This window comes from Tumebacillus lacus (assembly GCF_026410385.1).
Lineage (GTDB): Bacteria > Bacillota > Bacilli > Tumebacillales > Tumebacillaceae > Tumebacillus > Tumebacillus lacus.
This window is the reverse complement of the sequence record NZ_JAPMLT010000001.1, coordinates 171865-185429: the sequence shown is the minus strand read 5'-3', so window position 1 is coordinate 185429 and position 13565 is coordinate 171865. Positions and strand designations below refer to the sequence as shown.

The window sequence follows — 13565 nt, the reverse complement described above, 5'->3', positions numbered from 1 at the left end:
AACCGCGTTTGGTTACAACTATTTTTTAAGCAACGTGTCAGGTTGCCCACATCAATATCAAATAATAGGCGATCGGAGCAGCGAACAAAAAGCTGTCAAAGCGGTCAAGCACCCCGCCATGACCCGGCAGGATCGTGCCGGAGTCCTTCACATCGAGCACACGCTTCAACCCGGATTCCACAAAGTCCCCCAGTTGACCAGCCACAGACAGGACGGCGGCCAGCAACGTCCAAGGCAACCACGACTGGTCGAGAACCGTCGCAAACACCGCGCCGACGAGCAACGCGCCGAACACGCCTCCGATCGAACCTGATACAGTCTTGTTTGGAGAGATCGCAGGCCAGATCTTCGGCCCTTTCAAAGCCCGACCGACAAAGTACGCAAACGTGTCGGTCGTCCAGATCACGACCATGACGAACAGAAAATACGCAAGCCCGTTCCCCGGCATCTCCCGCAGGAGCAATGCGCATTGGAACGGCAGACCGACATACAGCGTCCCCGTGAACAGGTACGCCATGTCTTGGAACGTGTAGCGATTTTTCGACGCCACAGAGATTGATAAGAACAAAAACAACGGCACGATAAGCCACAGCACGGGCAGGACGGCGCCCGCCGGCACTTCGATTCCGATCCATTCAAACAAAAACGGATTGCAGTAGAACAACGTCACCGCGTACCCAAGACATGCAGGCAGCGAGAACGAAGAAACCTTTTTCATATGGACCATCTCGCTGAACGCGATGAGGGCCAGCAGCATGATCAAGAAGGTAAACGGTGCTCCGCCATAGAAGACGGCTCCTAAAAACGCAGCCCCGCCGACGATTCCCGTCAGCACCCGTTGAAATAACATTCAGCCACCCCTATTTGAGTCCGCCAAACCTCCGCCCGCGGCCCTGGTAGGCACGGATCGCTTCCAAGAAATTCTCCCGCTTAAAGTCCGGCCAGTATACGTCTGTGAACCACATCTCCGTATACGCCGATTGCCACAAGAGGAAATTGGACAGGCGCACTTCGCCGCTGGTCCGGATCAACAAGTCCGGATCGGGCAATCCGCTCGTGAGCAGAGCACGGTCGACGGTCGCTTCATCGATGTCATCAATCGAGAGAGTGCCGCTGGTCACATCTCCGGCAATCTGCTTGATTGCGTTTATGATCTCCAAACGGCTGCCATAATTAAGCGCGATATTCAAAATCAGCCCAGTGTTTGCCTTGGTCTTTTCCTCGGCATCCACCACAACGCGGCGCGTGTGTTCCGGCAGTCGGTCCACTTCACCCAAGATGCGGATCTGACAATTGCGTGCGATCAGCGTCGCCAGTTCCTTCTTCAGCCACTCTTCCGGCAAGCGCATGAGGAAATCAACCTCTTCTGTCGGGCGTTTCCAGTTTTCCGTGGAGAACGCATACAGAGTCAGCACTTTGATGCCGATGTCGTCCGCTACATTTGTGATTTCTTTGACCATCTGCATCCCGGCGCGATGACCGGCGATGCGCGGCATGTTCCGCTGTTTGGCCCAGCGGCCGTTGCCGTCCATGATAATCGCCACGTGATTCGGCACTGCCTCCAGATCGATGTCAGAGGGGCCAAGTTGCCGATTCGGTTCGGGCGTACGTTTGAACAATCGTTTTAGTCCGCTTAGCATCTTCAGTCCCCCACGTCAAAAATAACCCCCTCGCTCGGAGGGGGGTTTCGACGGTCTTATACTTCCAAGATCTCTTGCTCTTTTGCGGTGAGCAATTTATCGATCTCCCCGATGAAGCGGTCGGTTACAGTCTGAACTTTCTCTTGTGCGCGACGGCTGTCATCTTCGGAGATGTCACCCGATTTTTCCAGCTTTTTCACTTCATCGTTCACGTCACGACGGATGTTGCGTACGGCAATACGGCCGTCTTCCGCCAGTTTTTTCACTTGTTTGACCAACTCCTGACGGCGTTGTTCCGTCAGTTGCGGAATCGACAGGCGGATGACCGAACCGTCGTTGGTCGGCATCATGCCGAGGTCCGACTTGACGATCGCGCGCTCGATTTCAGCGAGCGAGCCTTTGTCCCACGGCGTGATCACCAGCATGCGCGGCTCCGGTGTGGAGACGTTTGCCAACTGATTGATCGGCATCGTGCTGCCGTAGTATTCCACCTGAATCCGATCGAGCAGGGCCGGCGTAGCACGGCCAGCGCGAATGGTGGCAAAATTCCCTTTGACAGAGCTGATCGCTTTGTCCATACGCTCGTCAAGAGCTTTCAGAATGTCGTTTACCATCTATCGTTCACCCCTCAACAATTGTACCGATCTCTTCACCGAGAATCGCACGCTTGATGTTGCCTTCTTCTGTGATGTTGAACACGACAATCGGGATCTTGTTCTCCATGCAAAGCGTGATCGCCGTCGTATCCATGACGCCAAGGCCTTTGTTCAACACGTCCATGTAGGACAGAGTGTCAAACTTGGTAGCGGTCGGCACTTTCTTCGGGTCGGCATCGTACACGCCGTCCACGTTGTTCTTTGCCATCAGGATGACCTCCGCCTCAATCTCGGCAGCACGGAGCGCTGCCGTGGTGTCGGTGGAGAAGTACGGATTGCCCGTACCGGCTGCAAAGATCACGACGCGGCCCTTTTCCAGGTGACGAATCGCCTTGCGTCTTATGTAAGGTTCTGCGACTTGGCGCATCTCGATGGACGTCTGCACACGGGTGATCACACCCGCATGTTCCAATGCGTCCTGCAAAGCCAGTGCATTGAGTACGGTAGCGAGCATGCCCATATAATCGGCCGTCGCCCGGTCCATGCCTTGCGAACTGCCCGAGACGCCTCGCCAAATGTTACCGCCGCCGACGACGACAGCTACCTCAGCGCCTAATGCCACAATATCACGAATCTGCCCTGCAACGGAAGCAATCACAGGTGCCGTAATGCCGTATCCTGCATCGCCAGCAAGAGCTTCCCCGCTGAGTTTCAGGATCACGCGCTTATACTTGGGTTGAAGCATTGCAGATCCTCCAATACGTTAATTTCTACATGATTGTCTTAAGTCCTGCATCGCTTGAAAAAAAGGGAACACGGAGAGTGTTCCCTTCAACAGAAGTTGTTACAATTAGCCTTTGTTAACTTGGCTCATAACTTCTTCTACGAAGTTGTCGACCTTCTTCTCGAGGCCTTCGCCCATTTCCCAACGCACGAAGCGACGGATGGAGATGTTCTCGCCGATGGTCGAGATCTTTTCTTTGACGATGGTTTCGATCGTCTTGTCCGGATCTTTAACGAACGGTTGCTCGAGCAGAACAACTTCTTTGTAGTACTTTTGCACGCGGCCTTCAACCATCTTGTCGACGATGTTTGCCGGCTTGCCTTCGTTCAGTGCTTGAGCGCGCAGGATTTCTTTCTCGTGATCGATGGTCTCTTGGGAGACTTCTTCACGGGTCAGGTACAGCGGCTTCGCAGCTGCGATGTGCATCGCGATGTCTTTGACGAATGCGCGGTAGTCATCGTTTTTCGCAACGAAGTCGGTTTCGCAGTTGATTTCGAGCAGGACGCCGATTTTGCCGCCAGCATGTATGTAGGACTCTACGAGACCTTCAGCCGCGATGCGGCCCGCTTTTTTAGCAGCAGCAGCGAGACCTTTTTCACGCAGGAAGTCAATCGCCTTTTCCATGTCGCCGTTGGTTTCTACCAGAGCTTTTTTGCAGTCCATCATACCAGCGCCGGTTCTTTCGCGCAGTTCTTTTACGAGTGCAGCAGAGATGCTCATTTCAGTCGCCTCCTTAGGATTATCATGCCCATCCGGACATAAGATTACATCGAAGAAAAAGGAGGGTGACACTCGCGGGCATCTTTACCCGAAGGCCACCCTCCCTTGAGAAATTATTGCTCGATTTGTTCGCCTTGCTTGCCTTCTACGATCGCGTCTGCCATTTTGCCGGTCAGCAGTTTTACGGCGCGGATTGCGTCGTCGTTGCCCGGGATGACATAGTCGATTTCGTCCGGATCGCAGTTGGTGTCAACGATCGCAACGATCGGGATGCCGAGCTTGCGAGCTTCAGCAACCGCGATGCGCTCTTTGCGCGGGTCGATGATGAACAGAGCACCCGGGAGATCTTTCATCCCTTTGATGCCGCCGAGGAATTTCACGAGACGATCCATTTCCTTCTTCAGAACGATAACTTCTTTCTTCGGAAGTACGTCGAAAGTGCCGTCTTGTTCCATCGTTTCGAGCTGGATCAGACGCGTGATACGCTTCTGAATGGTGGAGAAGTTGGTCAGCGTGCCGCCGAGCCAACGTTGGTTGACAAAGTACATGCCAACGCGCTCAGCTTCTTCCTTAACGGAATCCTGAGCTTGTTTCTTGGTGCCTACAAAGAGAACGGACTTGCCTTCAGCAGCCAGTTCACGTACAAAGTTGTACGCCTCTTCGACTTTCTTAACAGTCTTTTGCAGGTCAATGATGTAAATGCCGTTACGTTCGGTGAAGATATAGCGAGACATTTTCGGGTTCCAACGACGGGTTTGATGACCGAAGTGAACGCCTGCCTCCAGCAGTTGTTTCATGCTGATGATCGCCATGTATCTTCAACCTCCTCTCTGGTTTTGGGTCCTCCGCTGCCGTCAATCCCTCCCGACACTCACCTGTAGCAGACAAGCACCTTCGAAAGAGTCGAGCAGCGTGTGTAGTGTAATAACACCAGAAGTTAATATAACATGGGGAACAAGCTTATGCAAGAGCTGCCAAGAAAAAAACAACCGGGTCGAGTGTGTCGCCCGGTTGTTTTTATTTTGGCGGTGTCGCGATCTGTTTTAACACAGCTTGCGGATCGCCATGTACAGGCAATTGATACGTGCCGGAACGGATCGGATTGGGATGCCCCTGGCGCAAGCGAATCAGCTCGTTGCCGTTCGCAAGCACACCGGCCGCCTGCAAGAGCAGCGCCACATCGTTCGTTCCCATTCCAGGCTGAATGTAGACAGAGACGGTCTGCGGCGCGGAAGGGACCTGCGCCAGTTCCTCCGCCTTCTGCTTGGCACCCTCGCTTTTGGCTGCTGCCAGCCGTTCGTCGAGTTCCTGTTTGGTCAAGACGGCCATCCCGGCCTGCTCCGCCGCCTGTTTCCAGTCTCCTCCCTGCTGGATCGGCGCCGGCATGACCGGTTGGGTTGAAGACAACGACTGACCGATGCCGAGCGTCAGCGTGGCAGCCAACAGACCTGAACCTACGCCTAAAAAGAGAGCCCGTGTATCCATCAGCTCTCCTCCCGCTCGCTCAGCCCGATCACCATTTGGATCTCGCCGATCCCGATGCCGGTGAAGCGGGCGATCTGCTCCGGCGTCTGCCCTTGCCTGATGAGTTCGGCGACGCGGGCGTATTTTTCGTTAAAGGCAAAGCCAGAAACGGTCGTCGGTGCAGTCGATACCTTCGGCTCCGGCACAGGCGGGCTTGACGGCTGTGTTTCCACCTCGGTCAATCGACCTTCCAACTCGGCCACACGCTCGATCAGTTCTTCGATCTGTTGTTGCTGTGTCCCGAACTGTTGCTTGTACTCGACCTGCAACCGGGTGAACGAGTCGAGCAACCGAGCGTTCTCCTCTTCCAGCCCGTTCATAAATTCATCGAGTGCCATTTTCAGTTCCCGCTCTTGCTGCGGTGCTCCGGTGGCTTGGGAGACGGTCTTGGCCTTTGTTCGGGTGAGCGCAAACAGGACGAAGCCGACCCCGATCAATGCGACGTATAAGTACAGTTGGTCCATTCCCGTCTCGTCCTCACTCTTCTGAAAGTCTTGACTCACATCTTAATGTCCAACACATGCCCTTTGTAGGGATGAGGAGCTGCGTCCGCATCCGCTTTTGCAGCTTCCTGCTTTTGCAACGTGCGATCCCGGCGGTCATGTTGCCGTTCGCGCTCCCGATTTTCCGTGCGGGCGTTCTCTTCCATGCTGCTGACCGTCTGTGTTGTCTGTCTCGTCTGTTTTGCCAAGTCTTCGGCGTTCAGCGCACTTTGCACATTGTGCTGATGCAACTGATTCTGCACATTGCGGCTGTTTTCGATCGTCCGCGGCAAGGCGACTTGCAGTTCCACGTTTTTCAGCGACATGTCAGCATCCTCCCTAACGACCGTTGTGGGAGGTGGTGCGAGCCACCACTTCGCCGTCTGAGATTTCAAAGAAAAGCGGACCGCGCATCGGGTCGCGAACAAACATCACGTTCTGACCGAGCGTCAGTTTCACACCGGCAAAGATCTGTTCCAGCGTGTACACTTTTGCCTGACGCGTGTCGAGCAGGATCGCTTCGATCTCCGAACGGCGGTACATCAATTCTTCCTCTTCGTGCAGATAAAAATCATAAGTCAGCGACAAACTTTGACGCAGTTGTTGCTTGTCGGGCGGCAACGGGTTTTGCCCGGCCATGTTGTCGAGCATCGCCAACGCTTTTTTTGTTTTATCGATGTTCAGGTGCAGCTCTTTGAGCTTGGCATGGATCTCCGCCATCTCAATGCGCAGGTGCGGATGCACCCCGACTTCCACCTCGGTCGGCGTCGCCATCGGCGAACCGAGCGTGCGGGTGCGGATCTCGTTGCCGGCGCGAACAAGGCCGCCGACGATGACCGACTTTTGCGCTTCCATCAGCACGTTGCGACCTGCTGAAATATGGCTGTGCATGATGCTGTCACGCACCAGCACGTCCATCCCCGCCTCTGCAGTTGCCCCTTGCAAGAAGCGAACGCGAACGGTGCCACCCGCTTTGATCGCGCCTTGGTTGCGCATCTGCACGCCGCCGCGGATCTGGATGTCGCCCCCCGCTTCCAGCGTGGCGCCGTCCACATTGCCGAGCACTTCGATATCGCCTGCTGCGACCACTTTGAAGCCGGGCAGGATACTGCCTCTGATCAAGACGCTGCCGAGGAAGTCGATATTTCCCACAGAAAAGTCAACATCGCCTTTGACTTCAAAGATGTCAAAGACGTTGATCTTATTCTCCCTTGGCGCGTAGGAGACATGCCCGTCCGAATCGGCGACGAGCAACAGCCCGTCCGCGCTGACCGACGTATTCTTCCCCTGCGGCAAGCGCGTGTCACGCCCCGGCTTGGCAACCAATGTCGCCCCGCTGACAGAGATGCCGGCGATGCCTTCGGTGGGAGGTGTGCGCTTGGCCAAGATCTGGCCTCTGTAGATCGTGCGCACCGCACCGAGGTCAAAATAGTCGACACGACCGCCTTCCAAGACGCGAGGCGTGTTGTCCGGCTCATTGTCGACCAAAATTTCAATCTGAGCGTTTTGACCGTGAATCTGTTCTTTTCCCGATGCAATTCGAGCTCGCGCATCGATGTATCCGCGCGGGTTCATGACAATCTGCTGACAGGCGACCATATCGATGCCGTATGTGATCCCGTTCAGACGCAAAAACTCGCTCAGACCGGCAAAGCTCAACTCCGGAAGTTTTTCTTCTTGCAACAACTCCGAACGCAATACCAAATACCCGTGAAGGCCCCCGTCTTCGACGGTGATCTTTGCGTTTTGCGCCCACCAGTGGAGTTCTTCTTGTGATAGTGCCATCGTCAACCCCCCCTACAGTGAAACCCTACGCTCTCAATTCCTGTTTTCGTCTGCTCAACGCACCGCGCAGCCTGTAAATCGCCTTCGTGTGCAATTGCGAAATCCGCGAGCTGGACAGTTCGAGGATCTCTGCGATTTCTTTGAACGAAAATTCTTCATAGTAATGCAGAGTAACGACCAGCCGCTCCTTGTCGGGCAACCGGTTCAACACGCCGGTCAACAGCGCTTGCACATTGGAGCGGTCAAGCATCGTATCCGGCTCGATCGCATTCGGATCGATGATCGTATCTGCCAAACGCACTTCCTGCCCGCCCTCGTCGGTCGGCAAAACACCGTCGAGCGAAACGAGCGGCGAAACAGACAGCTCATAAAGCATCTGCTGAAATTCGTTCAAAGACACCCCAAGATGAGCAGCGACCTCTTCATCATGAGCAGAACGCAAATGTCTGTGTTCCAACTCCGCGTACGCAGTCTCCATTTCTTTCGCTTTGCTGCGCAGGGAGCGAGGCACCCAATCCAAATTTCGCAGTCCGTCCAAGACAGCGCCGCGAATACGCCAGGTGGCGTACGTGACGAACTCATATCCGCGCCCTGGATCGAACCGTTCGATCGCTTCGATCAAACCGAGTGTGCCCATGCCCACCAGATCATCGTCGTTCACGACCCCGTTCCAGTTGCGCGACAACTTGCGCACGACTTTTTGCACGAGCGGGAGATGAGCGAGAACGAGAGCATCCCGCGACTGCCTGTCTTGTGTCGATTGCCAGTGTGTCCAAAGGTCGTTTGTATGCTCCGCCTGTTGCAACTCCTGCATCTGTGCCACCACCTTCTGTGCGTATCCTTTTATCTAGTTACTCGTTGAGGTGCCGCAACGCATCGGCCAACTTGCGAGCCTCGACGTCGCTGAGCGATTGCTCTTGTTTCACCGATTGAGACAAAGGAACAAACTCCCCGTTCTCCGGCCCTTCTTCAGGGAGTACGATGTCAACGTGCGTCCCGCGAACCTCTTTATCAGTCTCATTACGTTCCGCCTCTTGGCCGTCAGCCGAGTCTGTGGGAGGGTTGCTGTGCACAAACGTCTTCCAGGCAAATTTGAGCCCGTATCCGAGCGCAAACAGTCCGATCATCCCCATGCCGCCGCGCAGCAACGAAGTTGTCATCGAGTTGCCGCCAGCGAGGCTTAAGCCCCCCGCCAGAAAGAAACCGAATACACCGAGCGCCACTTGCAGACCGAGTCCGTCGTTCTCTTGTTGTTGTCGATTCATCAGAGCGTCATTACTCCTTGCTTGGCCGTACGCACGAGGAGCGAGCCGTCTTGGCCGCTCAACTCGATTGTACGTCCACAGTTTCCACCTGTGTCTTCCGCTTTGATCGGGATCGTAAAGAGCGCCAGCGCTTCTTTGACGGCCTCCACATTGCGCGGCCCGATCCGCATCAGGTCACTTTGCCCTGCAAATGTGAACATCTGAGCCCCGCCTGCCAACTTAGCGATGATCCGCCGTCTTTCCGCCCCGCGCTGAGCCATCATCTCGAGCAGCATGGGAACGGCGGTATTTGCATATTTGGGGCGGTTCTGTTCCGCAGCCCCATTCGCAGATGTTGGCAACATGATGTGAGCCAGCCCAGCCACTTTCGCGTGAGGATCGAACAATGCAATCCCTACGCAAGAGCCGAGCCCGGTCGTCCGAAGCGAATCGGGGGCTGCCGCGATGTTCAGGTCCGCCATGCCGACTCTGATCACGTTCATCCGAGTTCCACCCCTAGTGATTCAAAGAGTATCTGAACGGAGCCGGGATCAGGCAACAGGAAGAAATGTCCCTTGATCTCGCGTTCCCCTTGCAAAAACTCGGTGTCGACGACCAGCGCGTAGTCGGCCGCCGGGCCCAGTTGGATCAGACCGATGCTCAAGATCGCGCCTGCCATGTCCACAGCGATGGCCGGCGGAGTCGGCGACAGTTCTTTTTTCGTGAAATCGGCCAGCGAAGACAGATAGGAACCGGCCAAGATGTTGCCGATCTCCTGCAAAGCGGAGATCTCCATCTCAGAAAACTCCTCCGCCTCACTGGAAGCAAAATCTCCCACCAGCCCGGCCACAAGACGCTTGGCACTCTCCGTCTCCAGGAGGAAGAAGATGGAGCTTGGAATCTCGCCTTCGACTCGCAAGAAGATGCCGATCACCAATTGCTCCGAGCCGCCGACCACATCTGAGATCTCGTCAAAGGAAACGACCGCCACTCGCGGGACGTTCATTTGGATCTCAGAGTGCAACAACTGCGAAAGCGCAGTCGCTGCATGTCCTGCTCCGATATTTCCCACTTCGCGCAGGACGCTGAGCCCAAACTCTCCCAGATTCCGAATCTCGTCGTTCATCACGGTTAGCGCTCCAGCGTGGACATCGCTTGGATCTCTTCTTGAGAGAGCACTTTGTCCAGGTTGAGCAGGATCAGGAGGCGATCCTCCAGTTTGGCCACACCTCGCAGGTAGTTGGCTTTGATGCCGCCAACGACCGCCGGCGGGAGTTCGATGGAGTTGACTGCGATGTCGATGACGTCGTTTGCCGCATCGACGATCAGACCGACTTCCATATCGTCCACAGCCACGATGATGATGCGGGTGGAGTCGGTGTACTCTTCGACGCCGAGGTCAAAGCGGGTCTTCAGGTCGATGATCGGGGTGACGACGCCGCGCAGGTTGATGACGCCTTTGACAAACTCCGGGGTGCGCGGTACGCGGGTGATGTTCTGCATTTTCTCAATCGACCGGACTTGAGCGACTTCCACGCCGTACTCTTCATCGACGAGACGGAAAACGATGACTTTGATTTCTTCTACGATATCCTTGTGCTCCAACATACAGGGGCCCCTCCTCTTATTGAATCAAAGCGTTGCAATCCATGATCAGCGCCACTTGTCCATCGCCCAGGATCGTCGATCCGGAGATTGCAAACACGGTACCGGTCAGGTATTTGCCGAGCGATTTCAGGACAACTTCCTGCTGACCGATAAACGAGTCGACGACCAGAGCCGCCATGTTTTCGCCTTTGCGTACGATGACGACGTTCTCTTCTTCCAGATCGGTCGCCGTTTCGCGCGGGATGTTGAACACGTCCTCCAGATAGAGGAGCGGCACCACGCGGCCGCGGAAGTCGATGACCGCTTGCTTGTGGACTTTCTTGATGTCCGCTTTGCGGATGATCGCCGTCTCGATGATCGAGGAGAGCGGGATCGCGTATTTTTCCTCAGAAATCTGCACGAGCATCGCTTGGATGATGGAGAGGGTCAGCGGCAATTGGATGCTGAACTTCGTCCCTTTGCCCGGCGTGGAGTGCGTGACGACGCGTCCGCCGAGCGATTCAATCTTGGTCTTGACCACGTCGAGACCGACGCCGCGACCTGAAACATCGGAAATCTTGTCAGCAGTCGAGAAGCCGGAGTGGAACAGCAGATCGAACACTTGCGAATCGGTGAGCGTGCTCGCGAGCTTTTCATCGACGATGCCGTTGGAGATAGCTTTCTTCAAAACTTTTTCGCGGTCGATGCCATTCCCGTCATCAGTGATTTCGATAAAGACGTGGTTACCGGAATGGAAGGCGACCAGTTCAACTTTGCCGACCTCTTCCTTGCCCTTTGCTTTGCGGACGTCCGGCAGTTCGACGCCGTGGTCCAGCGAATTGCGCAAAAGATGGACAAGCGGGTCCCCGATCTCGTCGATGACGGTACGGTCAAGTTCGGTCTCTTGACCGCGGATGACAAAGTCGATCTTTTTCCCGAGATCGCGAGCCAAGTCGCGGACCATGCGCGGGAAGCGGTTGAACACAGTGTCGACCGGCACCATGCGGATCGTCATGACGAGGTTCTGCAGATCGGTGGAGATCCGGCTCATATGCTCGACCGTTTCCACAAGGTCTTGGTGGTTTAACTCGCGAGCGATCTGTTCGAGGCGAGTGCGGTCGATGACCAATTCGGAGAACAAGTTGATCAGTACGTCGAGACGATCGATGTCAACGCGCACCGATTTGCCTAGCTGTACCTTTTTCGTCTCCTGCATCGCGGCTTTGCCAGCGGCAGCCGCTTCCACAAGCGCCGGTTTTTCCTCCTGTTTCGGAGCCGGGGCAGGAACGGTTTCGACAGCCGATGCTGCCGCGATCTCTTGCGGCGCTTCCACGACAGCGGCGATCTGTTCCGCTCCGACCTTGGTGATCGTGACCGAGTTGACTTCGGAAACGTTGAGGCCGGTTTGACGCAACTCTTCTTCTTCGCGCTGCGAGACGAGGATGATCATAAACTCGCGGTCAAATTTCTCTTCTTCGAGATCTTCGACGCGCGGTTCCGACTTGATCACTTCGCCAACGCGCTCGTACGCATCAAACACCATGTAGGCGCGAGCGGCGCGCAGGACGCAAGATTCTGTCAGCGTAACAACGATTTTGTAAGCGGTGAAACCGCTCTGGTTCGACTGTTGCAGGATCGCCGATTCATATTCGTTAAAGTCGACCCCGACCGCCGCTTCAGCAACCGGTGCCTCCCCTGCCGAAACTTGAGTTGCGGCTGCCACGACCGGCTTGCCGGAAACGACCGCCTTCATCTGTTCGACCGGACCTGCGATGTCGATGCCGACATCTGTGCTCGATTCGATGATCAGCGTCAGTTGAGCTTCCAGTACGTCGACGCAAGCGAACAGCACGTCCATCACATGGCTCGTGACGGCCAGTTTACCGCCGCGCATCAAGTCGAGACCGTTTTCCATCTCATGTGTCAGATGCGCCATCTGCTCGAAGCCCATCGTCGCCGCCATGCCCTTGAGCGTGTGAGCGGAACGGAAAACCACGTTGACGATGTCGAGAGATTGGGGCGACTGTTCCAGCGCGAGCAGGCTGTCATTGATCGCCTGCAGATGCTCTTTCGATTCTTCGATGAACATTTCCAGATATTGACTCATGTCCATATCACGAACACCTCCTAGCGTGTCCAAGCCTTGGTTAATTCGTTTGCCACTCGGTCCAGCGGGACGACCGAATCCACACATCCTTTGGCAATCGCCATGCGCGGCATTCCGAACACCACGCAAGACTCTTGTGCCTCTGCGATGGTGAAGCCGCCTCGCTGTTTGATCTTGACCATGCCGTTGGAGCCATCGCCCCCCATGCCGGTCAAGATTGCGGCCCGCAGCCGCACCTGTTTGAGTTCGGCAACGGAATCAAACAGGATGTCGACAGCCGGACGATGACCGCCGAGCGGCGGTTGTTGGTTGAGACGGGTCTCGAACACTCCGGGTCGGTGTTCAACGATACTCAAATGGTAGTCACCCGGCGCGATATAGACATGTCCCTCTTGCAGGACCTGTCCGTGCTCCGCTTCGTGAACGCGCACCTGACAGATCTGATCCAGACGCTGTGCCAGTGATTTCGTAAACCCAGGCGGCATGTGTTGCACCACCACGACAGCTGCTTTCAAGGTGGCGGGCAGGTGGGACAAAACCACCTGCAACGCGCGCGGACCGCCAGTGGACGTGCCGATCGCGATGATCTCCTCCACCCGATTGCCGGTCGGTACCGGTTTGGGCGGTTCCGGGATCGGCAGCGGCAGCGGTCTGAAGTATTTCGTGCTCCGGACGACCTGTTCCTTTTTGGCGGCCGCCCGAACTTTTCCGATCAGTTCGTGGCCGACCTTGGCAAGGTCGAGCGAGATCGAACCGGACGGCTTGCCCACGAAGTCAAATGCGCCGAGTTCCAGCGCTTGGATCGTGGCAACGGCTCCGTCTTGCGTCAGAGAGGAGAGCATGATCGTGGGGATTTTGTACTTCCGCCAGATCATCGGCAACGCTTCCAATCCGGTCAAGACTGGCATTTCAATGTCGAGCGTGATCACATCGGGATTGAGCTTGGGAATCGCCTCGAGAGCTTCCTTTCCGTTGCGCGCCGTCCCGACAACGGCAATATCAGGCTCTTTCGAAAATATGTCGCTGATGATGCGTCGCATCAACGCCGAATCGTCTACGACGAGAACTTTGATCCGGTTCATCTTGTCTAACATCC

17 protein-coding genes are annotated in these 13565 nt (G+C 55.7%); all 17 read right to left on the bottom strand.

The features are described 5' to 3' along the window. Positions 1 to 37: 37 nt before the first annotated feature. Positions 38 to 850: a phosphatidate cytidylyltransferase gene (locus OS242_RS01040; RefSeq protein ID WP_267149797.1), complete on the bottom strand. Its 813-nt coding sequence runs from the start codon at positions 848 to 850 to the stop codon at positions 38 to 40. 10 nt (positions 851 to 860) lie between these two features. Further along, positions 861 to 1640 carry an isoprenyl transferase gene (locus OS242_RS01035; protein WP_267149796.1) on the bottom strand — a complete coding sequence of 260 codons (780 nt, stop codon included), beginning with the start codon at positions 1638 to 1640 and terminating at the stop codon, positions 861 to 863. A 56-nt stretch (positions 1641 to 1696) separates the two neighbouring features. After that, complete coding sequence (gene frr / locus OS242_RS01030; RefSeq protein ID WP_267149795.1) at positions 1697 to 2254, bottom strand: ribosome recycling factor; 558 nt, start codon at positions 2252 to 2254, stop codon at positions 1697 to 1699. A gap of 7 nt (positions 2255 to 2261) precedes the next feature. After that, positions 2262 to 2981 (bottom strand): UMP kinase, encoded by a 720-nt coding sequence (gene pyrH, locus OS242_RS01025; RefSeq protein ID WP_267149794.1) that lies wholly within the window; start codon positions 2979 to 2981, stop codon positions 2262 to 2264. A gap of 105 nt (positions 2982 to 3086) precedes the next feature. After that, on the bottom strand, positions 3087 to 3740 hold the full coding sequence (gene tsf / locus OS242_RS01020) for a translation elongation factor Ts (protein ID WP_267149793.1): 654 nt from the start codon (positions 3738 to 3740) through the stop codon (positions 3087 to 3089). A 113-nt stretch (positions 3741 to 3853) separates the two neighbouring features. Beyond that, entirely contained in the window at positions 3854 to 4552 is a 699-nt protein-coding gene (gene rpsB, locus OS242_RS01015) for a 30S ribosomal protein S2 (protein ID WP_267149792.1), read from the bottom strand. 205 nt (positions 4553 to 4757) lie between these two features. Next, on the bottom strand, positions 4758 to 5225 hold the full coding sequence (locus OS242_RS01010; RefSeq protein WP_267149791.1) for an MltG/YceG/YrrL family protein: 468 nt from the start codon (positions 5223 to 5225) through the stop codon (positions 4758 to 4760). Further along, positions 5225 to 5728, bottom strand: coding sequence for a DUF6115 domain-containing protein (locus tag OS242_RS01005; RefSeq protein ID WP_267149790.1), 504 nt, complete (start codon positions 5726 to 5728; stop codon positions 5225 to 5227). Before OS242_RS01005 ends, OS242_RS01010 begins: the two co-directional genes overlap by 1 nt. Before the next feature lie 35 nt (positions 5729 to 5763). Beyond that, the gene (locus tag OS242_RS01000) at positions 5764 to 6072 is read right to left on the bottom strand and encodes a hypothetical protein (protein ID WP_267149789.1); all 309 of its coding nucleotides are present in this window, start codon (positions 6070 to 6072) and stop codon (positions 5764 to 5766) included. A 13-nt stretch (positions 6073 to 6085) separates the two neighbouring features. After that, complete coding sequence (locus OS242_RS00995; RefSeq protein WP_267149788.1) at positions 6086 to 7531, bottom strand: DUF342 domain-containing protein; 1446 nt, start codon at positions 7529 to 7531, stop codon at positions 6086 to 6088. Positions 7532 to 7556: 25 nt separating this feature from the next. Continuing rightward, positions 7557 to 8345, bottom strand: coding sequence for a FliA/WhiG family RNA polymerase sigma factor (locus tag OS242_RS00990; protein WP_267149787.1), 789 nt, complete (start codon positions 8343 to 8345; stop codon positions 7557 to 7559). Between the two features lie 37 nt (positions 8346 to 8382). Beyond that, positions 8383 to 8796, bottom strand: a complete 414-nt coding sequence (locus OS242_RS00985; RefSeq protein ID WP_267149786.1) for a hypothetical protein — start codon at positions 8794 to 8796, stop codon at positions 8383 to 8385. Continuing rightward, positions 8796 to 9278 (bottom strand): chemotaxis protein CheD, encoded by a 483-nt coding sequence (locus tag OS242_RS00980; protein ID WP_267149785.1) that lies wholly within the window; start codon positions 9276 to 9278, stop codon positions 8796 to 8798. Before OS242_RS00980 ends, OS242_RS00985 begins: the two co-directional genes overlap by 1 nt. After that, complete coding sequence (locus OS242_RS00975; RefSeq protein WP_267149784.1) at positions 9275 to 9901, bottom strand: chemotaxis protein CheC; 627 nt, start codon at positions 9899 to 9901, stop codon at positions 9275 to 9277. Before OS242_RS00975 ends, OS242_RS00980 begins: the two co-directional genes overlap by 4 nt. A 5-nt stretch (positions 9902 to 9906) precedes the next feature. Beyond that, entirely contained in the window at positions 9907 to 10383 is a 477-nt protein-coding gene (locus OS242_RS00970) for a chemotaxis protein CheW (RefSeq protein WP_267149783.1), read from the bottom strand. 16 nt (positions 10384 to 10399) lie between these two features. Further along, positions 10400 to 12475 carry a chemotaxis protein CheA gene (locus OS242_RS00965; RefSeq protein ID WP_267149782.1) on the bottom strand — a complete coding sequence of 692 codons (2076 nt, stop codon included), beginning with the start codon at positions 12473 to 12475 and terminating at the stop codon, positions 10400 to 10402. A 14-nt stretch (positions 12476 to 12489) separates the two neighbouring features. Next, positions 12490 to 13551 (bottom strand): protein-glutamate methylesterase/protein-glutamine glutaminase, encoded by a 1062-nt coding sequence (locus OS242_RS00960; RefSeq protein ID WP_267149781.1) that lies wholly within the window; start codon positions 13549 to 13551, stop codon positions 12490 to 12492. Positions 13552 to 13565 lie beyond the last annotated feature (14 nt).

Coding starts and splice junctions, on each gene's coding strand:
- OS242_RS00980 (WP_267149785.1), bottom strand. CDS start 9,278: ATGAACGTGATCAGAGTCGGCATGGCGGACCTGAACATCGCGGCAGCC.
- tsf (WP_267149793.1), bottom strand. CDS start 3,740: ATGAGCATCTCTGCTGCACTCGTAAAAGAACTGCGCGAAAGAACCGGC.
- OS242_RS00985 (WP_267149786.1), bottom strand. CDS start 8,796: ATGAATCGACAACAACAAGAGAACGACGGACTCGGTCTGCAAGTGGCG.
- OS242_RS00970 (WP_267149783.1), bottom strand. CDS start 10,383: ATGTTGGAGCACAAGGATATCGTAGAAGAAATCAAAGTCATCGTTTTC.
- frr (WP_267149795.1), bottom strand. CDS start 2,254: ATGGTAAACGACATTCTGAAAGCTCTTGACGAGCGTATGGACAAAGCG.
- OS242_RS00965 (WP_267149782.1), bottom strand. CDS start 12,475: ATGGACATGAGTCAATATCTGGAAATGTTCATCGAAGAATCGAAAGAG.
- rpsB (WP_267149792.1), bottom strand. CDS start 4,552: ATGGCGATCATCAGCATGAAACAACTGCTGGAGGCAGGCGTTCACTTC.
- OS242_RS00960 (WP_267149781.1), bottom strand. CDS start 13,551: ATGAACCGGATCAAAGTTCTCGTCGTAGACGATTCGGCGTTGATGCGA.
- OS242_RS01005 (WP_267149790.1), bottom strand. CDS start 5,728: ATGGACCAACTGTACTTATACGTCGCATTGATCGGGGTCGGCTTCGTC.
- OS242_RS01000 (WP_267149789.1), bottom strand. CDS start 6,072: ATGTCGCTGAAAAACGTGGAACTGCAAGTCGCCTTGCCGCGGACGATC.
- pyrH (WP_267149794.1), bottom strand. CDS start 2,981: ATGCTTCAACCCAAGTATAAGCGCGTGATCCTGAAACTCAGCGGGGAA.
- OS242_RS00975 (WP_267149784.1), bottom strand. CDS start 9,901: ATGAACGACGAGATTCGGAATCTGGGAGAGTTTGGGCTCAGCGTCCTG.
- OS242_RS01035 (WP_267149796.1), bottom strand. CDS start 1,640: ATGCTAAGCGGACTAAAACGATTGTTCAAACGTACGCCCGAACCGAAT.
- OS242_RS01010 (WP_267149791.1), bottom strand. CDS start 5,225: ATGGATACACGGGCTCTCTTTTTAGGCGTAGGTTCAGGTCTGTTGGCT.
- OS242_RS01040 (WP_267149797.1), bottom strand. CDS start 850: ATGTTATTTCAACGGGTGCTGACGGGAATCGTCGGCGGGGCTGCGTTT.
- OS242_RS00990 (WP_267149787.1), bottom strand. CDS start 8,345: ATGCAGGAGTTGCAACAGGCGGAGCATACAAACGACCTTTGGACACAC.
- OS242_RS00995 (WP_267149788.1), bottom strand. CDS start 7,531: ATGGCACTATCACAAGAAGAACTCCACTGGTGGGCGCAAAACGCAAAG.